Here is a 21,614-nt window from a genome sequence, read left to right as displayed (position 1 = left end):
TTAAACTTTTTGTGTTGCCAGCTGCGCGCCTAAGTCGCGTAACTGCTTATATCTTGCTCGTGCTTGGTGTTTGCGTGTGTCATCGGCTGGCACAAAGTCAAACACCGTATCAAAGCGACGTATGAAATCGGGCACGCTTGATGCTAAGTTGATCAGTACACTGCGTCGTGACACGGGCGGGGTTTGCCCTATCTCCACAGCGGCACCGGCGCGAGGCCCTTCACCTTGGAGGTTGTGGGGCACAAAGCTATCGGCGTCAAATGCCCATAAGTGCTGATCAACAAGATGAGCATCGTCGCGATTATCAACAAAGATAAATACCCGTTGTCCTTGGCGGTATTGCTCGCACGCCAAGCGAGCGCCAAGATCAAAATGAGCCGGTACGTCGCTGCCCGGCTCATCGGCATGTTCTAGCAGGTAAAATAACGCGTGCATTGCGCCCTCTACGCGGCTCGTTAATCCGCCAATTTTGACACAATCACGCCCCTGCATCAATGAATAAGCCCCTTAAAAAAGGGGCTTGAAGTGATATCGCAGTGATTAATCTTGCGGGTTATCCAATACCCCAGCGCGGTTAATCAAATATTGCGTTAGCATTGGCACCGGACGCCCCGTGGCGCCTTTGGTTTTGCCGCCGCTGCGCCATGCCGTACCGGCAATATCTAAGTGCGCCCAGTTATACTTTTTGGTGAACTTAGATAAGAAGCAGGCAGCGGTAATAGTGCCTGCAGCGCGACCGCCTAAGTTAGTGAAATCAGCAAACGGGCTTTCTAACTGCTCATGATAGTCATCCCATAGCGGCAGCTGCCAAGCACGATCGCCACTTTGCTCAGAGGCTTTAAGAAGGTCATGTGCCAAAGGATTATGGTTAGAGAGCATGCCGGTTGCATGAGCACCCAGGGCAATGATACACGCGCCAGTAAGGGTGGCTACGTCAATCACGGTATCGGGGTCGAATGCCTCCACATAGGTGAGGGCATCACACAGTACCAAGCGTCCCTCGGCGTCAGTATTAAGGACTTCGACGGTTTGCCCCGACATCGTAGTTAGAATATCACCCGGGCGATAGGCATTGGAGCTGGGCATGTTTTCACAACCTGCAAGCACACCAATGACATTAATGGGGAGTTGCATTTTGGCAATGGAGCGCATGGTGCCGATAACCCCAGCTGCGCCGCCCATGTCGTATTTCATCTCGTCCATGGCTTCGCCTGGCTTAATTGAAATACCGCCAGAGTCGAAAGTCAGGCCTTTGCCTACCAACACTATCGGTGCAGCGCCTTCTGCGCCGCCATTGTAGTGAATCACCGACATCACTGACTCGTTGGCACTGCCACGGCCTACGGCGAGGTAAGAGTGCATACCGAGCTCTTCCATTTCTTGCTCGCCGACCAAGTTCACGGTAACGTTCTCGAACTCTTCTTCTAAGCCTTTTGCTTGCTCACCTAGGTAACGCGGGTTACAGATATTTGGCGGCATATTGGCGACGTCTTTACAGAGCTTGGCTCCTGAAGCGATAGCTAAACCATGCTCAATGGCACTTTCGCCAATCGGCAATTCGCGGCGCGTTGGTACGTTGAAAACAATTTTCCGCAGTGGTCGGCGTGGATCGCTTTTTTTACTTTTTAGCTGGTTAAAGGTGTATAAGCAATCTTGTGTAGTCTCAACAGCTTGGCGTACTTTCCAATACGTATCGCGGCTTTTCACATGCTGCTCTGTTAAAAAGCACACCGCTTCCATGGCCCCAGTCTCGTTCAGGGTATTAATGGTTTTGGAAATGATTTGCTTATACTGTTTGTCGTCTAGCTCGCGCTCTTTACCACAACCTACAAGTAGTACGCGCTCACTTAGCACATTCGGTACATGGTGTAATAATAGCGTTTGCCCCGGCTTACCTTCTAAGTCGCCGCGACGTAAAAGGTTAGAGATGTAGCCTTCACTGATTTGATCCAGTTGCTCGCCGATAGGGGATAAGCGGCGTGGCTCGTAAACACCTACTACAATACAAGCGCTGCGTTGCTTCTCTGGGCTACCACTTTTTACGCTAAATTCCATTGTGACTCCTAATTAGAGGAAAAGTCAGCCCTTGGGGCGTTTGCCAGCCAAGGCGCTGTTCACCTACTTACTATTGTCGTGAACTATTTACGCATTTATCAATCCACTAACTAAAGTGTAGACAATTACATGCCTTAGGTATGATATTTAATGCGCTTGACATATAATAAAGTGACTAAAACAACTAGTTTACTCAAATTTTCCTACTATGCCAGTGAAACACGACGTTTTTAGGGGCGGACATTGCTGATTTTTCGATACTTAACCGCTGAAGTTTTCAAGTCTCAGGTTGCTGTTTTCTTGACCTTAATGACCATTTTTATCAGCCAAAAATTCGTCGTGATTCTAGGCGATGCATCTGAGGGCAGTATTCCTGCAAAATTAGTGCTTTCTATGGTGGCACTAAAGCTGCCGCAATTAGCCTCGTTGATTCTGCCGCTAAGTATCTTTTTAGGTATTATCCTCGCTTACAGCCGCGTGTATGCTGACAGCGAAATGACGGTCCTTAAAGCCTGTGGCGTCAGTGAATGGTATGTGGTGCGTATTACCTTAATCTCAAGCACCGCTTTGGCGATTTTAGCCGGTGCCATGACCTTGTATTTGGCACCTTGGGCCAGTGAAAAGGAATACCAGTTAAAGGAGCGGGCACAAGCCGATGCCGGTCTTTCTGCCTTGCGTGCCGGGCGCTTTCAGGAAACAGGGAATGAAAAGGCGGTGGTCTTTATTCATGATATGGACGATGGCGGGCGCGTTTTAAATAAGGTGTTTGTGGCGCAGTTGCCTCGGGGTGAAGGCCAGCAACAGTCTCAGGTCGTGTATGCTGAGCAAGGGCAGGTAATCGAGCGAGACAACGGTGAACAACAATTGATCCTGCGTCAGGGGCAGCGCTACGAAACCCAGGCCCGCGCATTGAACATGCAACATACCGAGTTTGATAGCTATCAGGTGCAAATCCGCGAGCAAGCCATTGAACACCAGCGTCGCAAGCTGGAAGCCGTGCCCACCGCCAAGTTGTTAGAGCAAGATAGCAATGAGGCTATCTCGCAGTTTCAATGGCGCTTAGCCATTCCGTTGTCTATTCCGTTATTAACGCTTATCGCCGTACCTTTGAGCGTGGTGAACCCGCGCCAAGGTAAATTTGCCAAGCTAGTGCCGGCGATCAGCCTGTACCTAGGGTATTTTATTTTATTGAATGCCGCTAAGTTTGCCTTGGAAGATGGCAAAATTCCGCCCTCGATTGGCCTATGGTGGGTGCATCTTAGTGCGCTGTTTATTGGTGCATTTCTTATTATCAAAGGGCGACCGCTCGGAGTGTGGCTGCGCTCTATCCTAACTAAACGAGAGGCCGCAGTATGAAAACACTCGATTGGTATTTAGGGCGCAGCATTATGCAAACCACGGGGTTCGCCCTATTGGTTTTGGTGGGGATCAGTACCCTCATTAAATTTATTGAGCAGCTTAAATCAGTGGGTCGTGGCAGCTACGACATTATGGATGCGCTGTTATATACCTTGTATACCGTACCTGGCGATGTGGTGGTCTTTTTCCCTATGGCGGCGTTGATAGGCGGACTCACAGGGCTTGGGGCTTTGGCCTCAAACAGCGAGTTGGTCGTGATGCAAGCGGCGGGCATGTCACGCTTACAGGTCATTGCCTCGGTGATGAAAACGGCGGTGGTATTAGCCTTGTTGATGATGGCCATGGCCGAATGGGGCGTCCCCAAGGCCGAGCAAACCGCTAAACAACTGCGTTCGCATGCGATATACGGCGGTGATGTATACAGCGCCAAGCAAGGCGTGTGGGCCAAAGATGGTGATGTTTTCGTCAACATTGAGGATGTTGACCAACAAGGGCAACTCAATGGCGTGCGTATGTATCACTTTGATAAAGACTTAGAGCTGGAAAAGATCACCTTTGCTGATCGAGCGCTTTATCGCGAAGGTGGCTGGATGCTGCGTAAAGTCAAAGAGTTACATGTTGATGCGGCACAAATTAGAGAAAGCTTCGCCGAAGAACAATTTTACGACTCACAGCTCACCGCTGAAAAATTAGGAGTGGTATCGGTGAAGCCTGAAACCTTGTCATTCAAAGGGCTGTGGTCTTACTTGCAGTATTTGCAGCACAACGACCAAGACACCACCGCTTACGAGTTGGCATTGTGGCGCAAGATTATGCAGCCCGTGTCTTTGGCAGTGATGCTGCTTGTTGCGCTGTCATTTATTTTTGGGCCGCTGCGCACCGTAACCATGGGCGCGCGTATTGTGATGGGGGTGGTCACAGGTATTGCTTTCCACCTGACCGACCGTATCTTCGGCCCTATCGTGACGGTGTATCAGATCCCCGCGTTTGTGGGGGCGGTGCTACCGAGCATGTTGTTTATTATCTTCTCAAGCTATCTACTGAAGCGGCGCAATTAAACGCCGCTTGCTGTGCTTAATCTAGAGCTTGGTAAATTTTCTTGTTGTCTTCTTTGCTTAAGGTAACCACTTCACAGCCCGATAAGTAGTCCTGCAGGGCGCGTTTGTTCTTTATATCAACCAAAACTAGGATATTGCCTAAGCCAAGTAACGCGCACAGGCTGCGCCATGCACTTTGCCAAAAGCCTGGAAGGCTGCCATCGAGCCGACGCACTTGCATACGCCATGCGCGCATACCGATTGTTTGCCCACTCTTACTCCAGAAGTAGCCAAAAAAGCTTAGGCTTACTAAGACTAAAAGCACATCACGGAGCACATAGAGAAGGGTATTTTGTTGAATCAACGCTGCCACATCTTCCGCCTCACCTAAGCTTAACCAACCTAGCGAGATAGCGCCTTGTACAACAAGTAAGTACACCACCGTGGTTAGCATGGCAAATGCGATAACCACAAGGCCATCATAAATTAATGAGGCGATACGTCGGGCAAACCCAGTGCGTGCATAATCAGCAGACATGAAAACATTTCCTAAGCGATAAAATCGGCGACAGTGTAGCAAACCCCCTGCACAAAGGCGACGCTCTTAGTGCTCGCTCGACAAGGTGGTCAGACCTGCTATAGTCAGTGACATAACTCCACTGCCGCACTGTGAGAAAAATAAATGAATAACAACAGCCTAGCAGATACACACTCGGTATTTAATCAACCCAAGCCATTAGCGAATTACAATGCCTTTAGCGCCGACGAGGTGTTGCAATACTGGCTAACGCGATTCGGTGGCAGTTGGGGCGCGCCCATGCTTTGCAACTTTGGTGAAGGCATAGGTGGGTCACTATTAGAGGCCGGCTTCCTCGCTAATAAGCACCTTCCCGAATTTGTTAGTCATAACCGTTTTGGTGAGCGCATTGATCAAGTCGATTACCACCCGGCTTATCATCAACTGATGCGTCATGCAGTGCAAAGTGGTCACTGCGCACTACCTTGGTTGGAAAGCAAAAGCGGGTCGCATGTGGTGCGGGGGGCACTGGCTTTTTTACACAGCCACGCCGACCCAGGCTCGGGCTGCCCGTTAACCATGACTTTCGCCAGCGTTCCGGCAATCGCGGTACAAAAAGAGGTGGCCGATCGGTGGCTGCCCAAGATTCTGTCTCGTCACTATGATGAAAGCAATAAGCCTTGGTATGAAAAGCAAGGCGTGACCATAGGGATGGCAATGACCGAAAAACAAGGTGGCAGTGATGTGCGAGCAAATACCACCTATGCCACCCCTGTAGCTGCGAGCGGGCCGGGGAAACTATATGAGATTGTGGGTCATAAGTGGTTTTGCTCGGCGCCGATGTGCGATGGCTTTTTGGTGTTAGCCCAGGTAGAGCAACAGCTTTCATGCTTTTTAGTTCCCCGTTGGCGCGAGGATGGCAGCAAGAACCCAATGCATATCCAGCGCCTTAAAAATAAATTAGGAAATCAATCTAACGCCAGCTCCGAGGTGGAATTTCGCGGCGCCCATGGGTGGTTATTGGGTGAGCCCGGGCGCGGCATCGCCACCATCATTCAAATGGTGGCTTTAACGCGCTACGACTGCATGCTGGGCTCTTCGGCACTAATGGCGCAAGCAGCGAAAGAAGCGATTTGGCATACCCATGAACGCCAAGCCTTTGGCAAAGGTCTGCACCAGCAGCCGCTTATGCGCAACGTATTAGCCGATTTAGCCATTGAGGCCGAGGCTGCTTTGGCTATCTCTATGCGTATCGCCAATGCATTAGATAACCAAGATGATCACCACCATCGAGCGTTAGTACGCAGCGCCACCGCTATCGGTAAGTATTGGATTTGTAAACGCGCCGTACAACATACCTATGAGGCCATGGAGTGTGTTGGTGGGGTGGGGTATGTAAACGACAATGTGCTCAGCCGTTTATATAAAGAGGCCCCGGTGAACGCCATTTGGGAGGGCTCGGGTAATGTGCAGTGTTTAGACTTATTGCGGGTGCTGAATAAAGAGCCGGATACGCTAAAGGCCTTACTGCGGGAATTAGAGCAGGCAAAGGGCCAGTATGTGCAGTTCGATGAACGGTTAGAACAGTTACAGGCCCAGCTTGGTGATAAAGCGGCGATTGAAATACACGCGCGGCAAATCATGGAGAGCTTGGCCCTACTGTGGCAGGGTGCAACCTTGCTTATTTACGGCGACCCCTTAATTGCCGATGCCTTTGTGCGCTCGCGTTTAGCGCCACAAAGCCACCATCAATATGGCACACTCAATGAAAATATTGATATGCAGGCAATTATTAAACGCTTTATGCCTAAGTGCTGATATTGTTAAACATCCATGCTCATGCTTGGTTGTTTATTCAGCAGTTGACACATTAATAACATAAAACGCTTGCCGCGCTTTTCATTCTTTGTATAATGCACGGCATAGAGATGAAGGCAGATAAACAAAGCCTTTGCTCTGAAGTGGTTTTTCTTTATCTTCTCGTTGAGAAGGTCAAAGAAAAAAGATGCCAGTGTGATGGAATTGGTAGACATGACGGATTCAAAATCCGTTGCCTTCGGGCGTGGCGGTTCAAGTCCGCCCACTGGTACCACTTTTGATAACCCTAGCCGATTGGCTAGGGTTTTTTTATGCCTGAAATTTGAAAATTACATTGATAACTCCTGTATAAATCTAGCGCATTTCCATTATTAGAGCTTCTTTAACTCCACGTGCTTTGGAAGGCATGTTCGCTATAAGTTTTTAAACCACATTTATCATGTCCATCATAAACCCATAAAGAGTTTAAACAGACAGTATTAGGTAAAAACTAAACGAATGTTTTGGGTACACTTAAAATGAACACTGATGAGCTAACCAGTAGCATTTCACTATCCATTTTCAAAAACTGAAAATGATAATGCGTTGATTGCTAGCGGATTAGCTGAAGCCGTGATTTTCGACCAACATAGAATGTGTCTTGCGAACCAAGATGACCTGGGTGCATCGTTTCAATTTCATCACAAGCCTCATCATCGTTCTTTTTCTTTTCGAGTGCCGCAACCTGAGCATCCGTAAGGATAATGCCTTCTTGGGCGACTTTTGCTTCCAATGCTTTCAGGCGTCTTTTGAAGTTTTCCAAATCGTGACGCAGCCAAATTGAACGAACACCACTGGCAGAAACGAACACGCCTTGTTTGCGCAACTCGTTACTGGTTCTAACCTGACCGTGAGCGGGGTATTCAACCGCGTACTCTGTGACAGCATTTTCAGTTTCTTCATCGACACGGTTCTTTAAGTTTGGCGCTCTGCGTGATTTATCAATCAGCGCATCAATGCCGCCACCTTCGACCAATTCTTGATATCGATAAAACGTGTCTCGCGAAACACCCATTACTTTGCAGGCCTTTGACACATTGCCAAGTTCTTCAGCCAGATTGAGTAATCCAGCTTTGTGTTTAATGATTGGGTTGTTAGTATGAAGCATGAGAGTTACCTCTTTGTTTGTTTTGATTAAAGATTCAGCACCTTTATCGAAACGGGTAACTCTCAACTTTTCAAGAAGCTTTGTCAGATCTGTTCGGAACTAATTCAATTAAAATGGGGGGGACCATTACTGAAGTAAAAAGTCGTTTCATATCGGCTACACCGCCCATTTTTTAAATACTAAATTTGTATTAATCAGCATCCCGACATTCTTCGCTAGTTAGCTCAATTTCAATAGTAGTATGTGATAACTCAAACTCTTGCAGCGCGTTGGATACATTTTCTTTAAGTTCGAGGTATTCAGCTTTCGACTCAAACCGACTAACGACATGAACTGTCGCGACATGGTGCTCACCATCTAGTGACCAGATATGCAGGTGATGCAGGTCGCTCACAGCATCAAGTTCAAGTAGTTTATCAGTTACCTTTTGTAAAAGAGTGTTGTCTGGTGACGCCTGAAAAAATAGCTTCATGGTGCTGATGAGGTTTCGGATAACGTTGAACAGAATGAATAGCGTAAATCCGATGGAAAGAACTGGATCCAGAACGGGCCAATCTTTGAACTGCATAACAATAGCGACAATGAGTACCGCTACCCAACCTAAAACGTCTTCGAGTAAATGCCAGTTCAGAACTTTTTCATTCAACGATTTACCACTATGTAATTTATAAGCGGCGAAGCCATTGACCAGTACGCCAAGAATAGCCAGTGCAATCATGCCTTCTGTTTCTGGCATTTCTGGATTACTCAGCCGTGGCACTGCTTCATAAAGGATCCAGACAGAACCAACGATTAAAACAATGCCGTTTATCAGCGCCCCAAGTAAACTCAGCCGCCGATAGCCATAGGTAAACTCTTTGGTCGCGCTTTTAGTGCCTAGTTTATTCAGAAGCCACGCACTGCCAATTGACAATGTGTCACCTAAGTCATGCACGGCATCCGCCATAATAGCGGTACTGTTTGTTAACCATCCTCCAATGAACTCGATGATAGTGAAGCCAAAGTTAAGGAAAAAAGCCCAGCCAATTTTTTCTGAGCTATGGGAATGTGAGTGCCCCATACATACTCCTGTCGTGCCCCGGTTTTATCCAGGGCATTGTTGTTTTACTGTTTATCCGCTTTCCTGTGCACCAATTGGTATAAGCTTGGGAGCACGAACAGTGTAAGTAAAGTCGATGAGATAATGCCGCCGATAACTACCGTCGCGAGCGGGCGTTGAACTTCAGCACCGGTGCCTGTGTTCAGTGCCATGGGCACAAAGCCAAGACTTGCTACCAGGGCAGTCATCAAAACGGGACGAAGCCTGACTATTGCCCCCTCAATGATAGCGGTGTACAGATCGCCTTTTTCAAACCACAACTGCCTGATAAAGGCGAGCATGACTAAACCATTTAATACGGCAACGCCTGACAATGCGATAAATCCTACACCGGCAGAAATAGACAGCGGCATACCCCGAATCCACAGTGCAAGTACGCCCCCAGTCAGTGCCAGCGGCACACCGGTGAAGATGATTAAAGCATCCTTCACAGAACTAAATGCAAGAATAAGAATGCCGACGATGAGTGCCAGCGTTACCGGTACCACCCAGGACAGCCTCTTACTTGCCGATTCCAACTGTTCGAACGTTCCGCCATATTCCAGCCAGTAGCCATCTTGTAGTTTCAAGTCTTCATTCAACGTAGCCTGCAACTCTGCGACAAAACTACCGAGATCGCGCCCGCGAACGTTGGTTGTAACGACCACGCGGCGTTTGCCATTTTCCCGACTGATTTGTGCTGGCGCGGGTTTGACTTCTAATGTGGCCACCTCCTGTAGAGGCACATATCCATCGGGTGTCGGGACTGGCAGTACCTTTAGTTTTTGAACGTTGCGTCGTAGTTGCTCCGGAAGGCGAATTACCAGTTTAAAGCGCCGATCACCTTCATAGATCAAGCCTGTTTGCTGACCACCAATACTGGTCGAAACCAGAGATTGGATGTCGTCTATATTTAGGCCATAGCGCGCCATCACTTCACGTTTGGGAATGACCGATAGCATAGGCAGACCGTCTACCTGTTCAACGCGGGTATCCGCTGCGCCAGGTAAGCCTTTCGTCAGTGATGCAACTGAATTTGCTGATGCCAGTAATGTATCCAGGTCATCACCAAATACTTTAATCGCAACATCGGCTCTGACACCGGAAATTAACTCGTTAAAGCGCATCTGGATAGGCTGCGTAAACTCGTAGTTATTGCCCGGTATTGCAGTGACTGCTTTCTCAAGCTCTTCAATGAGCTGTGATTTAGGCTTATCCGGGGTGGGCCACTCAGAGCGTGGCTTGAGCATGACAAAGGTGTCGGCGACATTCGGTGGCATAGGGTCTGTGGCTACCTCTGGCGTCCCCACTTTGGCGTATACTTTGTCAACTTCTTCAAAGTCGGTGATGGTTTTTTCGAGGAGCTCCTGCATTTCAACAGACTGCTCTAATCCCGTGCCTGTAATACGTAATGCATGCAGCGCGATATCACCCTCATCAAGCTGTGGTATAAACTCAGAGCCTAATGTAGAGGCAAGCCATGAGCAACCAACAACCAGAGCCAACGCGCCTGTCAAAATAAGCGACTTGAACTTAAGCACCCACTCAAGTGCTGGTCGATAAATGGCTTTCGCGCCGCGGATAATGATGCTCTCCTTTTCGCTGATTTTTCCGCGCATAAATACCGCGATCGCAGCAGGCACAACAGTGAGTGATAACACCATCGCACAAAGCAATGCGATTACCACAGTTGTTGCCATGGGGTGAAACATTTTCCCTTCTACGCCAGAAAGGGTAAATATAGGAAAGTACACTGCGGTGATGATACCCACGCCAAACAAGCTGGGGCGGATAACTTCAATAGTGGCGTCTTTGACTTCCTGCAAGCGTGCCTTAAGCGCCAGTGTGCCACCTTGCTGTTTTTGCGCTTCTGAGAGCCTGCGGATACAGTTCTCCACAATGATGACAGCGCCGTCCACAATCAGACCAAAGTCCAGCGCCCCGAGACTCATCAGGTTGGCAGAGACACCCCGCTGAACCATGCCGGTAATAGTCATCATCATCGCGATTGGGATAACAGCCGCCGTAATGAGGGCGGCACGGATGTTTCCTAACAGTAAAAACAGAATAACGATAACCAGCAGTGCGCCTTCCAGCAGGTTTTTTTGTACCGTCTGGATGGCTTTGTCTACCAGCGTGGTGCGGTTATATACCACCTCAGCCTGAACCCATTGTGGCAATGACGTTTGTATTTGCTGAAATTTATCATTGGTGAATGCTGCAACTTCACGCGAGTTTTCTCCCACCAACATCATCACGGTGCCCATCACGGTTTCTTTGCCGTTTCGGGTTGCTGCCCCTGTGCGCAGCTCTTTGCCCAGTCCCACTTCGGCGACATCTTTGACTAAAACAGGCACGGAACCTTTACGTCCGACAACAACGTTCCTGATATCCTCAATTGCTTTTAACTGGCCCGGTGAGCGAACTAACAATTGTTCGCCATTGTTCTCTATATACCCGGCTCCAGCATTGTCATTGTTGCTTACCAACGCTTTGCGGATATCTGCCATAGTCACACCCATTTCCAGCATCTTCGCTGGATAAGGCATGACGTGATATTGCTTGTCGTACCCCCCAATGGTGTTCACTTCCACCACGCCCTTAACCTGAGCCAGTTGTGGTTTGATTATCCAGTCCTGAACTTCACGAAGTGCCATAGGCGTAACGGGCGAGCCGTCCGGCATTTGGGCGCCGTCTTTCGCTTCCAGCGTGTAAACGAAGATTTCACCCAGTCCTGTTGCAATCGGTCCCATCTCAGGTTCCAGTCCGGGTGGCAGAACGCTTTTCAGCGTTGCCAACCGCTCATCGATAAGGTTCCGCGCAAAGTAAATGTCAGTTCCTTCTTCAAATACCACGGTGATCTGAGAAAGTCCGTAACGTGAAATTGACCGCGTATAGGACAAATTGGGTAGACCATACAACGCAGTTTCAACCGGAAAGGTGATCCGCTGTTCGGCTTCAAGTGGCGAATAATCTGGTGCTTCCGTGTTTATCTGAACCTGAACATTAGTAATGTCCGGCACCGCATCTATCGGTAGCCGCTGATAACTCCATATGCCAATGCCTATGATGACAAGCACCAGGGTTAACAGCAGGTAACGCCGCTCGACTGAGAGGCGAACAATATTATCTATCATTTGTCTCTCCCTATTAGTGCGCGTGCGATGCGCCGGATTTTTGTATATCCGCTTTGATTAAGTAGCTGTTGTCGACAACATACGTTTGTCCGGCGGATAGCCCTGCGACGACTTCGGAAAAGTTGTCGTCCTGCAATCCTAAGATTACAGGTGTTGCCTGATAGGCATTGCCTTCTTTCAGGAACACAACGGGCCTATTGTTCAGGGTTTGAATGGCGCGATTTTCGATTTTTACCGGCACCGTTTTTTGTTGTGAGTCGACAATGCCTGTAACTAAATCGCCGGGAGAGAGCAGACCATCCTTGTTCACCACTTTTACCAGTGCTAGCTGGTAGGGTTGCCCTTCGTGAGAAGGAATAATGCTGGTAATTGTGCTCTCGAGTTGACGACCATTTGCGATAATGTGAACAGATTTACCTTCAGCAATCTGACTGCGCTGAGATGGAAACACCTTTAATTCCGCCCAAAGCACTGAGGTATCAACAATCGTAAAAAGTGGTGTTGTGCGGGTAAGCTCTCCAATATTCAGGTTGCGCGATACCACAATGCCATTGATTGGGGCTTTCACATCGAAAGACTGGAGGCTGTCATTCGACTGCACCTGCGCCATTGTCTCGCCGGCTTTCACGGTCTGCCCAATATCAGTAAAGAGCTGTTCTACAATTCCCGTAAACCGGGCATGAACCTCGGCACGCTGTTGTGGCGGTATAGTCAGCTGACCATAAACCTCGGTGTGCTTTTTTATTTCACCGCCTGTAGCGACGTTTGTGGTTACGCCAGTCTGGCTGGAATACGCATCATCTATTTCAGTTCGGGCTTCGTGCTTTTTCCAATCCCACGAAAAGCTATTTTCACCCAGTAACAGTGTAATATTGGCGACAAATGAGTGCGGCTCAGCGATAAAACTTGTGGATCTGAGCCCATTTTCATAGCTTTCAAAATGGATCTTGTCCTGACGTCCTCCCATCCGATTGAGTGTGACGTTAAGTGCGTCAGGCGGCAGCGGCTGTGAGCTATCAACTCTTTCGGCAAGTAGATATGCTCCCTCTTTCGTATCCTGAATGCGTAATGTCAACGATACGCTGCTATTGGTAAATGTTTTCGATTCAGCCGCATGGGAGTGTTCGCCACTTGCTGCGGCATTGGCATCTGTAAGACACAGTAGTAGTAAGATGATAAAAAATAGTTTATTCATGGGTTGTCCGGAATTTTTTAGTAGATGAAGCCTGACCGGATAGTCCGGTCCACTGCTCAATGAGTGACTGGTTCACTAACGCGCTTTCGCTCAATTCGATGACCTTTGCACGTGCGCGTATCAACGCATCTCTGGATGCAATCCAGTCCTGGTAGCTGTATGCCCCTCGCTGGTAACCTTCGAGCACAAGTGTGGTAGCTGCTTCAAGGTCGGGCAACACGGTATCGTTGATATGCTTTACAGCATCAATGGAGAAATTGAGGTATTGCTGCGCTTTAAACAGTAGTGCTTTTATCTCCAGTATCTGAGTGTCTCTGGCAATTACCGCGGCTTCTTTCTTCGCCAAGGCAGCCCGAGAAGCACCTTGGTTTCTTTGTTCAGCGAAAAGCGGTATGGATACAGCAGCAACAACAGACGTATCCTGAACCGCCTGAGAGCGCCGCACACCAATACGCCATGAGATATCAGCACTGGCATTACTTTCTACCAGCTTTTGTTCAGCCTCTTTCACATTGATAGCTTGGGTGAGTCGTTCCACATTTGCTGATTCAAGAAACTGTTGATAAACAGCTGAATACTGCCGTTTTGCGGGAAGGGTACTGAGTGAACCCGATACTTTATCGATTGTCTCAGCATCTCCCTGCCAAAATAGTACAAGTGACTGTTTGGCAATAACCAGAGCCGTTTCAGCGGATGCTTTGTCGACTTTGGCCTGATTGAGAGCGGCTCTGGCGCGCAGAAATTCCGCTTTATTGGTTGCGCCTTTCTCAACGCGCTGTTTCACAATAGATAAGGCTTCATCAGCGAGAGAAACAGACGTTTGTGCCAATGTCAGCCGTTCTTTTGCTGCGAGTGTTTTTACATAGTGCCGGGTCAGTTCGCTTAACAGTTTGAGCGAAGTAACATAGCGTTCTGACTGTAACAGGGATAAATTGGCATCTGCCAAAGATACCCTTGCATTTCGCTTCCCTCCCATCTCAAAGACAGAGGAAAGTGAAACTGTCAGTTCAGCATCACTAATGCCTGATGCATCTCCTGAACCGAGCAGGTTTTCTGCTTCAACGCCAACGTGATAAGCCGGAGTGAGATTAGCCAGCGTTCTATCTGCCTCTGTAGCAGTGAGCAGCGACTGATATCGCTGTAACTCCGGATGTTGCTGCAACGTCAGGCGTGCCGCTTGTTCGAGCGTTATTGTTTTGCTCATTGCAGTGGTTGATATGAATAGCAACACACTATTCACGACCACAGTGAACACACGCTTGCGCGCATGCGAAAAAAAAGAGTTCATATTGTAAATCCTGGTCAGTAACTAAATAGGTAAAAAATGACTAGGATTTAGGCTCTAGGAGGACGGTCGATACCGGATTGTAAATGAGACGGAGGGAAAGGACGATACGCAGCTAGTGCCATCTCGCCAAATTTTCCTAAATGGCTATCAGTATTTTTGAATAATACGATATGCGTAAAATGCCCGTGACAGGAACAGCAGTGGTCACAGTTGTCTGCGCCAGCTTCGTCTGCAGAATTATTATCTGGCTGACATACACTGGAGTCCTGAACACACAGTTCATGGTGTGACTCTGAAGCGTTTTCGAAGAAGTTATCAAAAGCAAACGCATCTGAGGCAAACAAAAACAACTGTGCAAACAGCATCAGGGCGGTAATCACCACCTTGCTGTTAGCTCTGTTGTTTTGATGCGATTTCATCGCGTTCCTCGTTCTATTGCCTGCATTAACCTATTAGCTTTAGCGCCGGAGATCAAGAGAAGGCGCAAGTCATATTGAATTTTGTGGACTTGTGGACATTACAACAAGCTAGTATGCACAAACAAGTGCGTTCAGTAAACACTGTGGTTGCCAAACTTTTAGTCATACATTTGTGACTTAGCTTTTACTCGCTGGAAACGGTATTCGAACTATTTAAGGATTACTGGGGCACGCATCAGTGCACATAACGCAGATATACACGCATGCAGTAAAACAAAGGCCTCATGAAGTGAGAAGCCCTCTATATTGAGAGCGCAGAGGGTGACTTTTTTATTGTTACCCCATTGGACGGCTCAGTTTACTTAGCGGTTGACTCGCCAATTTTAGTAACCGCTTGATCTTTCAAGCGGTTTGCAAAAATCCCGAACATCTTCATATAAATCCGTGTACCAGTGGTACATGGTTTGGTACACACCAAAAAGATTCCCAACCATCTGAAACCAAATTGCTTTTAGTCTATCCAGATTGTCTTATAGGCTGACTCACTATTATTGTTTTATCGTGTCGATTTCGGGCAGTTAAAAATTATAGAAAACATACTCTCAGCGCCGCAATAAGCACTGCTACACAGTGGTGCACTTAACTCAAATAGGGTGATTAAAGGTGGCAATTCATCCGAACTAAGTTACTCTATTAGCGGGACAAATAATAAAAAAGGAAGCAATAACAATGACTCGGGTGTTTAGTGCGGTGGTATTGGCGACGGTCATTCTCGGTGGCTGTACTAGCGTTCCACAACAGGCGATTACCGCAAATCAGCAAGTCTCGAAAGGCATCGCCGCGATTGGGGATAATGGTTTGGCCATGGTGGATGCGTGGGAGCACTCTGCTTATGCGATGCTTGATGAGCGCTGGCATAAGGTGTATGCCAAAGCAGAGCAAAATTACCGTGGCAAACGACAGCTGGCTGATAATGATAATCTCAACTCACAGCAACGTGAAGATGTGGCTGGTTTGGCGGCCCTTATCCGCACGCAAGTGCGAGGCAGCATTAACGATGAAGCCGATAGGATGCGTCGCACTATTCATGGCAATGTGCAAGCAACCCTTGAAGCGAATGAAAGTATCACCGAGTTACTTATTAGCGCTAATTCGGTATTGAGTTTGCAGCAAAGCGCCATAAAGGAGGTGGGTGATTTGCTGCCGATCCCGCCAACAATTAGCACCTTTATTGATAAATCATTACAAAGCGCAGGCCTTTAATAACAGGATAGAATAATGAGCCTAAACGATTTAAGAGGCGAGTTCGCCGACGATATCGCCCAGATTGCCGCTGATTTAAGCAATTCCTTACCCATGTCGAAGCCACAACTTCGTAGTGCCTTTAGTGATGATGAACTAAAAGAGCTGCATGAGATGATTGCGGCTGTGCATCAGGCCACTTCAGAGCATGATAAGCAGTTGGTATTAGCAGATAATGCTAAAAGTGTGTTGGCGTTGTTAAAAACCCTTGGTGTGGGGGTATAGCCTCCTATTAGAGCGCTCAGTGGCAAAGCTTGGGGCTACCAAGGTACTTTGCCAATGAGCATATCCTTAAACATGACCCAGTCGCCAATCAAGCTGTAAACTGGATGGCGAAAGGTAGCAGGGCGATTTTTCTCGAAAAAGAAATGACCCACCCATGCAAAGCCGTAACCGGCCACAGGCATCGCCCACAACCAAATGTAGCTGCCGCTGAACACAGCAAAGCCTAATATCGCCAGCACCACTAAACTGCCGATAAAATGTAAACGTCGGCACACAGGGTTTTCGTGCTCTTGTAAGTAATAAGGGTAAAACGTTTTAAAGCTATTAAAGTTCTTTTTATCAATTGCTTGGGGCATATTCTTCTCCAATGCGGCTATGACTTTAGCCTAGCTTTATTTTTGCATTAAGGACAACAGTTCTTTCCTTAGTTGTTTTAGTTATATCTGATAACGACCCTAAATTGCCCCCGGGATGGCGTGATAGTGGGCAGATCCGTTACACTTAGTCTATTACAAGTCCGTTGTTCGTAAGTTGGTGGATATGCCCATGCGTCATGAAATCTGGCAGCAGCTCAGAGAAGAAGCAAATCAAGTTGTAACTAAAGAGCCATTATTGGCCTCGCACGTATACTCGTGTGTGCTTAATCATGAATGCCTTGGCTCGGCGCTAAGCTTTATCGTGGCCAACAAACTCGCCGATGCGGTGGTGTCAGCGTTTACCATTCGCGAGCTATTTGACCAAGCGTTTGTGGGCTGCGATACCATGCTGACTCATGTAGCAAACGATATTAAAGCCGTTCGCGATCGTGACCCGGCGGTGGATACTTATTTAACGGTGATCTTAAACCTTAAAGGCTTTCACGCCATTCAAGCGCACAGGTTGGCTCATTGCTTGTGGCGTCAAGGGCGCATTGAGCTGGCTCGTTTTATACAAAGCCGCTGCTCAGAGGTGTTTGGTGTTGACATTCACCCCGCGTGCCGTGTTGGTCACGGCATCATGTTTGACCATGCGACAGGCATTGTTATTGGTGAGACAGCGGTGATTGAAGACAATGTGTCTATTTTGCAGTCGGTCACTTTAGGCGGTACAGGTAACGAGTCTGGCGATCGCCACCCTAAAATTCGTGCCGGGGTGCTGATTGGTGCCGGGGCGAAAGTTCTGGGCAATATTGAAGTGGGTGAGGGTGCGCGTATTGGTGCCGGCTCGGTAGTATTGAGCTCAGTGCCGCCGCATATGACCGCCGTTGGCGTTCCCGCTAAATTGGTGGGCAAACCGGACTGTCCTTGTCCAGCGGAAAGCATGAATCAAAACTTTTTAGATGACGAACAAGAGAATCAATCGCATACTAGTGCCATGTTGTAGTGGCACTAGAGTGAAAAGGGATGAATAAACAACTTGTTATAACTGCACTGGGGGCATTCTCGTTGGGCTTCGGAGGCGGTTATATAGTGTTCTTCGAGCCATCACCCGTGCCAGCAACGCAGCCCGCACCATCAAGTGATGCTCAACTTGTAACTCATCCCCCTCAGCTCGCGGCGCTGCCTGAATCACCTCAAATAGCAGTAAAAAAACAGCAGCTGCCACCCGCTACCGATACGCTAGAGGTCGCCCCCGAACAACCCCAAGGTGCCGCTAACAGTACCAGCGACATTGATACTTTACGCCGCGAATTGGCGGCCGCTAAGCAAACCATTGCTACCTACAAGCATATTCTAGACGCGCCCAGTGACATGGAGGCCGAACTTAAAGAGCGATTTACCAATCAAGAGCGGGACGAAGCTTGGGCCTATGAAGTTGAGACCAAAGTGAGTGACTTTGTTTACAGCCAAGGGTTGGCGTACAAGATTAAACTCGATACCGCCCAATGTAAGCAAACGGTTTGTCGCCTGCAGTTCTCAGCCCAAGAAGACGTAGAACTCGACCCGCGTGACGATTGGCACAATATTCAAAATACTCTTATGGAACAGCCGTGGTGGCAGCAGTTTCACCGCACCAATTCGCGCAGCTCTGAAGCGGGTCTTAATCTTTGGGTTGAACGCCTACCACCGTCGTCGTAACCTCACCATCGGCCACGCGCGTATGCAGTGTTTGGCCCGGTTGTACTTGCTGTACTGACTTAATAATTCCCGAGTCGGCGCGCGTAATGCTGTAGCCGCGCCCAAGTACGGCCAAAGGGCTGATGCTATCAAGGCGAGTAGCGAGGTGGCTCAGTTCGCTTTGGGCGCGATAGAGTTGTTCTTTTTGGCTTGCCACTAGACGGCTCGATAGTTGCTGCAATTGATATTTGGCGCTGGCTACCCGTTGTGCTGGGTTGGCGCGTTGCAAACGCATACTAAGCTCGCCAAGGTGCTGTTGCTGGTGGTTAAAACGCTGCTCCATGGCGCGGTGTAGACGCATTTGCAACTCATCTAAACGCTGCTGCTGTTGCATCAACTGATTAGCTGGATGCTGGTGTGATAAACGGCTTTGTAGTTGCTGCAATTGCTGTTGATAGGCCGCTAAGCGGTGTCGCCATGCGCTGTGTAGCTGCTGCTTTTTATGCGCTAAAAACTGCTTAATTTGTTCGCTATCGGGACTCACTAACTCGGCCGCCGCCGAGGGGGTCGCCGCACGTATATCAGCAACAAAATCGCTGATAGTGGTGTCTATTTCATGACCCACGGCACTGATCACAGGTAATTCACTGGCAAAAATAGCGCGAGCCAATTGCTCGTGATTAAAGCACCACAAGTCTTCTAAGCTGCCGCCACCGCGTCCGACAATTAATACATCAACCTCTTTGCGGGCATTGGCTAGAGCAATTTTATCGATGATCCCTTGATGGGCACTATCACCTTGCACTTGGCAAGGGTAAATAACCACTTCAAGCTGCGGTGCGCGGCGCTTTAATACGGTTAAAATATCCTTTATAGCGGCCCCAGTGCTGGACGTGACAACACCTACTTTATTGATGCTGCTAGGCAATGGCTTTTTGTAACTAGAGTTAAATAGCCCTTCACTAGCCAAGCGCATTTTTAAGGCTTCGAACTGTTGTTTAAGCAGCCCCTCGCCAGCGGCTTCCATGCGCTCGACGATGACTTGGTAGTCACCGCGCGGTTCATACAATGAGACTCGTGCATGTACTTGCACTTGGTCGCCATTCTTTGGGCGAATTTGTGCATAGCGGTTGTTGCCGCGCCACATCGCTGCGCGTACTTGGGATTTATCGTCTTTTAAGGAGAAGTACCAATGTCCAGAAGCGGGGGCAACAAAGTTAGAAATTTCACCATTGAGTACTATACTGGCAAAGCCACGTTCTAACACGGTTCGGATTTCGCGGTTTAGGCGCGATACGGTGTATACGGCAGCTGGCGTATTAGCGTGGGGTTGTGAATACATAGAACGACCCAAGAGAGCGAAAAAGTTGTCGCCACTTTATCATAAATAAACGGCGAATTTTATTTACTCGCCCTATTATCGCTGATAAAATGCCGCCGCAACTCCATCCAATCACCAATTCGTGAGAAGTTGCCAATGCTTAGGATCGCTAAAGAAGCTCTTACCTTTGACGACGTACTTTTAGTACCTGGTCATTCTACTGTTCTACCGCACACAGCGGACCTTACCACTCGCCTTACTCGCGGCATTAAGCTGAACCTCCCGCTTGTTTCTGCATCTATGGATACAGTGACTGAAGCGCGTTTAGCCATTGCTCTAGCGCAAGAAGGTGGACTGGGCTTTATTCACAAAAACATGACCATCGCCGAACAGGCGGCCAATGTACGTAAAGTAAAAACGTACGAGGCAGGGGTTGTGTCGCAACCTGTGACCGTACCAGCGGACCTGACTATCGCTGATGCACAAGCACTGGCGATTGAGAAAGGCTTCTCTGGTTTCCCGGTGACCGACAAAGACAATAACCTTCAGGGTATTGTTACCAGCCGTGATATGCGTTTTGAAACTCAGCTGAGTAAGCCTGTTTCTAGCGTGATGACCAAAAAAGAAGACCTTGTTACGGTAAGCGAAAATGCTGATCGTGACCAGATCCTCGGGCTGATGCACGAGCACCGCATTGAGAAAATCCTAGTTGTTGATGACGCTTTTAAACTGAAAGGCATGATCACAGTGAAGGATTACCAAAAAGCCATGGACAAACCAAACGCCTGTAAAGATGAGCAAGGTCGCTTACGCGTCGGTGCTGCGGTGGGTGTGGGTGCTGGTACTGACGAGCGCATCGCTGCACTGGTTGAAGCCGGTGTTGATGTGCTACTCATCGATACCTCACATGGCCACTCGCAAGGGGTTATTGACCGTGTCAAAGAAACGCGTGCAGCTTACCCAGATTTACAAATCGTTGCTGGTAACGTAGCGACAGCTGAAGGCGCTATTGCCCTTGCTGATGCTGGCGTGGATGCCGTGAAAGTGGGCATCGGCCCAGGCTCTATCTGTACTACGCGTATCGTGACTGGTTGTGGCGTACCCCAAATTACCGCTATTTCAGATGCTGTTGAGGGCCTTAAAGGACGTGATATTCCTGTTATTGCCGATGGGGGGATTCGCTTCTCAGGCGATATTGCTAAAGCGCTGGTTGCCGGTGCATCGTGCGTCATGGTGGGGTCAATGCTTGCCGGTACTGAAGAGTCGCCAGGCGAGGTTGAGCTGTATCAAGGACGCTACTATAAATCTTACCGTGGCATGGGCTCATTAGGTGCGATGGATCAAAAAGAAGGGTCGTCAGATCGCTATTTCCAAACTTCGAAAGAAGCCGAGAAATTGGTACCAGAAGGCATCGAAGGCCGCGTGGCTTACAAAGGCCCGATTGGCAATATTATCCACCAACAAATGGGGGGTCTGCGCAGCTCCATGGGCCTAACTGGCTCGGCCTCCATTGAAGAGATGAACACTAAGCCACAGTTTGTACGCGTTACCTCGGCCGGTATGGGCGAGTCGCACGTACACGATGTGCAAATTACTAAAGAAGCGCCCAACTACCGCCTAGGCTAGGCGCGAAAACGGTGCAATCAGGGCTAGCAACTGCTAGCCCTGCTTAATTTCGGT

18 protein-coding genes, 1 tRNA gene and 1 pseudogene are annotated in these 21,614 nt (G+C 48.6%); 9 read left to right on the top strand and 11 right to left on the bottom strand.

Translation table 11 applies throughout. The features are described 5' to 3' along the window. Together PRUTH_RS09350 and pepA are read right to left on the bottom strand one after the other, a co-directional pair. A complete protein-coding gene (locus PRUTH_RS09350; protein WP_026111300.1) occupies positions 1 to 435 on the bottom strand; it encodes a DNA polymerase III subunit chi in 435 nt (144 codons plus the stop codon). A 105-nt stretch (positions 436 to 540) separates the two neighbouring features. Then, on the bottom strand, positions 541 to 2,055 hold the full coding sequence (gene pepA, locus PRUTH_RS09345; RefSeq protein WP_045979554.1) for a leucyl aminopeptidase: 1,515 nt from the start codon (positions 2,053 to 2,055) through the stop codon (positions 541 to 543). Between the two features lie 243 nt (positions 2,056 to 2,298). Here pepA and lptF point away from each other — a divergent pair, with 243 nt between their 5' ends. Further along, entirely contained in the window at positions 2,299 to 3,411 is a 1,113-nt protein-coding gene (gene lptF, locus PRUTH_RS09340; protein ID WP_022946286.1) for an LPS export ABC transporter permease LptF, read from the top strand. Continuing rightward, positions 3,408 to 4,472: an LPS export ABC transporter permease LptG gene (lptG, locus tag PRUTH_RS09335; protein ID WP_022946285.1), complete on the top strand. Its 1,065-nt coding sequence runs from the start codon at positions 3,408 to 3,410 to the stop codon at positions 4,470 to 4,472. Before lptF ends, lptG begins: the two co-directional genes overlap by 4 nt. A gap of 16 nt (positions 4,473 to 4,488) precedes the next feature. Here lptG and PRUTH_RS09330 read toward each other — a convergent pair whose 3' ends face one another. Further along, positions 4,489 to 4,989 carry an RDD family protein gene (locus PRUTH_RS09330; protein WP_045979552.1) on the bottom strand — a complete coding sequence of 167 codons (501 nt, stop codon included), beginning with the start codon at positions 4,987 to 4,989 and terminating at the stop codon, positions 4,489 to 4,491. 144 nt (positions 4,990 to 5,133) lie between these two features. On the opposite strand from PRUTH_RS09330, the gene PRUTH_RS09325 reads away from it, so the two are divergent. Next, complete coding sequence (locus PRUTH_RS09325; RefSeq protein WP_151173132.1) at positions 5,134 to 6,786, top strand: acyl-CoA dehydrogenase family protein; 1,653 nt, start codon at positions 5,134 to 5,136, stop codon at positions 6,784 to 6,786. A gap of 189 nt (positions 6,787 to 6,975) precedes the next feature. After that, positions 6,976 to 7,060 (top strand) — tRNA-Leu (locus PRUTH_RS09320). 348 nt (positions 7,061 to 7,408) lie between these two features. On the opposite strand, the pseudogene PRUTH_RS09315 reads toward PRUTH_RS09320, so the two are convergent. From PRUTH_RS09315 to PRUTH_RS09290, 6 genes and pseudogenes are all read right to left on the bottom strand, one after another. Then, positions 7,409 to 7,933 (bottom strand): annotated as a pseudogene (locus PRUTH_RS09315) (helix-turn-helix domain-containing protein); the annotation flags it as partial. Positions 7,934 to 8,123: 190 nt separating this feature from the next. Beyond that, on the bottom strand, positions 8,124 to 8,993 hold the full coding sequence (locus PRUTH_RS09310) for a cation diffusion facilitator family transporter (protein WP_130148481.1): 870 nt from the start codon (positions 8,991 to 8,993) through the stop codon (positions 8,124 to 8,126). Between the two features lie 44 nt (positions 8,994 to 9,037). Then, a complete protein-coding gene (locus tag PRUTH_RS09305; RefSeq protein ID WP_151173131.1) occupies positions 9,038 to 12,148 on the bottom strand; it encodes an efflux RND transporter permease subunit in 3,111 nt (1,036 codons plus the stop codon). A 13-nt stretch (positions 12,149 to 12,161) separates the two neighbouring features. Further along, the gene (locus tag PRUTH_RS09300) at positions 12,162 to 13,343 is read right to left on the bottom strand and encodes an efflux RND transporter periplasmic adaptor subunit (RefSeq protein ID WP_130148477.1); all 1,182 of its coding nucleotides are present in this window, start codon (positions 13,341 to 13,343) and stop codon (positions 12,162 to 12,164) included. Continuing rightward, entirely contained in the window at positions 13,336 to 14,631 is a 1,296-nt protein-coding gene (locus PRUTH_RS09295; protein WP_130148475.1) for a TolC family protein, read from the bottom strand. The genes PRUTH_RS09300 and PRUTH_RS09295 overlap by 8 nt, the downstream gene beginning before the upstream one ends. A 47-nt stretch (positions 14,632 to 14,678) precedes the next feature. Then, positions 14,679 to 15,050, bottom strand: a complete 372-nt coding sequence (locus PRUTH_RS09290; protein WP_130148473.1) for a hypothetical protein — start codon at positions 15,048 to 15,050, stop codon at positions 14,679 to 14,681. A gap of 729 nt (positions 15,051 to 15,779) precedes the next feature. Here PRUTH_RS09290 and PRUTH_RS09280 point away from each other — a divergent pair. Next, positions 15,780 to 16,313: a hypothetical protein gene (locus PRUTH_RS09280; RefSeq protein ID WP_045979546.1), complete on the top strand. Its 534-nt coding sequence runs from the start codon at positions 15,780 to 15,782 to the stop codon at positions 16,311 to 16,313. Between the two features lie 15 nt (positions 16,314 to 16,328). Next, positions 16,329 to 16,577, top strand: coding sequence for a hypothetical protein (locus tag PRUTH_RS09275; protein ID WP_045979545.1), 249 nt, complete (start codon positions 16,329 to 16,331; stop codon positions 16,575 to 16,577). 35 nt (positions 16,578 to 16,612) lie between these two features. On the opposite strand, the gene PRUTH_RS09270 is transcribed toward PRUTH_RS09275, so the two are convergent. Then, positions 16,613 to 16,933, bottom strand: a complete 321-nt coding sequence (locus tag PRUTH_RS09270; RefSeq protein ID WP_045979544.1) for an Mpo1-like protein — start codon at positions 16,931 to 16,933, stop codon at positions 16,613 to 16,615. A 190-nt stretch (positions 16,934 to 17,123) separates the two neighbouring features. On the opposite strand from PRUTH_RS09270, the gene cysE reads away from it, so the two are divergent. Beyond that, positions 17,124 to 17,939 (top strand): serine O-acetyltransferase, encoded by an 816-nt coding sequence (cysE, locus tag PRUTH_RS09265; protein ID WP_151173130.1) that lies wholly within the window; start codon positions 17,124 to 17,126, stop codon positions 17,937 to 17,939. 20 nt (positions 17,940 to 17,959) lie between these two features. Continuing rightward, a complete protein-coding gene (locus PRUTH_RS09260) occupies positions 17,960 to 18,634 on the top strand; it encodes a hypothetical protein (protein WP_045979542.1) in 675 nt (224 codons plus the stop codon). Here PRUTH_RS09260 and xseA read toward each other — a convergent pair. Beyond that, positions 18,597 to 19,955 (bottom strand): exodeoxyribonuclease VII large subunit, encoded by a 1,359-nt coding sequence (gene xseA, locus PRUTH_RS09255; RefSeq protein WP_045979541.1) that lies wholly within the window; start codon positions 19,953 to 19,955, stop codon positions 18,597 to 18,599. The two genes, PRUTH_RS09260 and xseA, sit on opposite strands and share 38 nt — an antisense overlap. A gap of 135 nt (positions 19,956 to 20,090) precedes the next feature. Here xseA and guaB point away from each other — a divergent pair, with 135 nt between their 5' ends. Next, entirely contained in the window at positions 20,091 to 21,560 is a 1,470-nt protein-coding gene (gene guaB, locus PRUTH_RS09250) for an IMP dehydrogenase (RefSeq protein ID WP_022944336.1), read from the top strand. Positions 21,561 to 21,614: the final 54 nt, after the last annotated feature.

The sequence above is a fragment of the Pseudoalteromonas ruthenica genome (assembly GCF_008808095.1).
Classification (GTDB): Bacteria; Pseudomonadota; Gammaproteobacteria; order Enterobacterales; family Alteromonadaceae; genus Pseudoalteromonas; species Pseudoalteromonas ruthenica.
Note: the sequence above shows the minus strand (reverse complement) of the source record. Positions and strands in the feature narration are given on the sequence as shown.

Excerpts from the sequence above, each read along its gene's own strand:
- guaB (WP_022944336.1), top strand. The coding sequence starts at position 20,091 with ATGCTTAGGATCGCTAAAGAAGCTCTTACCTTTGACGACGTACTTTTA.
- PRUTH_RS09330 (WP_045979552.1), bottom strand. The coding sequence starts at position 4,989 with ATGTCTGCTGATTATGCACGCACTGGGTTTGCCCGACGTATCGCCTCA.
- PRUTH_RS09290 (WP_130148473.1), bottom strand. The coding sequence starts at position 15,050 with ATGAAATCGCATCAAAACAACAGAGCTAACAGCAAGGTGGTGATTACC.
- lptG (WP_022946285.1), top strand. The coding sequence starts at position 3,408 with ATGAAAACACTCGATTGGTATTTAGGGCGCAGCATTATGCAAACCACG.
- PRUTH_RS09350 (WP_026111300.1), bottom strand. The coding sequence starts at position 435 with ATGCACGCGTTATTTTACCTGCTAGAACATGCCGATGAGCCGGGCAGC.
- PRUTH_RS09300 (WP_130148477.1), bottom strand. The coding sequence starts at position 13,343 with ATGAATAAACTATTTTTTATCATCTTACTACTACTGTGTCTTACAGAT.
- PRUTH_RS09270 (WP_045979544.1), bottom strand. The coding sequence starts at position 16,933 with ATGCCCCAAGCAATTGATAAAAAGAACTTTAATAGCTTTAAAACGTTT.
- PRUTH_RS09275 (WP_045979545.1), top strand. The coding sequence starts at position 16,329 with ATGAGCCTAAACGATTTAAGAGGCGAGTTCGCCGACGATATCGCCCAG.
- PRUTH_RS09295 (WP_130148475.1), bottom strand. The coding sequence starts at position 14,631 with ATGAACTCTTTTTTTTCGCATGCGCGCAAGCGTGTGTTCACTGTGGTC.
- PRUTH_RS09325 (WP_151173132.1), top strand. The coding sequence starts at position 5,134 with ATGAATAACAACAGCCTAGCAGATACACACTCGGTATTTAATCAACCC.
- PRUTH_RS09260 (WP_045979542.1), top strand. The coding sequence starts at position 17,960 with ATGAATAAACAACTTGTTATAACTGCACTGGGGGCATTCTCGTTGGGC.
- pepA (WP_045979554.1), bottom strand. The coding sequence starts at position 2,055 with ATGGAATTTAGCGTAAAAAGTGGTAGCCCAGAGAAGCAACGCAGCGCT.
- PRUTH_RS09280 (WP_045979546.1), top strand. The coding sequence starts at position 15,780 with ATGACTCGGGTGTTTAGTGCGGTGGTATTGGCGACGGTCATTCTCGGT.
- xseA (WP_045979541.1), bottom strand. The coding sequence starts at position 19,955 with ATGTATTCACAACCCCACGCTAATACGCCAGCTGCCGTATACACCGTA.
- PRUTH_RS09305 (WP_151173131.1), bottom strand. The coding sequence starts at position 12,148 with ATGATAGATAATATTGTTCGCCTCTCAGTCGAGCGGCGTTACCTGCTG.
- cysE (WP_151173130.1), top strand. The coding sequence starts at position 17,124 with ATGCGTCATGAAATCTGGCAGCAGCTCAGAGAAGAAGCAAATCAAGTT.
- PRUTH_RS09310 (WP_130148481.1), bottom strand. The coding sequence starts at position 8,993 with ATGGGGCACTCACATTCCCATAGCTCAGAAAAAATTGGCTGGGCTTTT.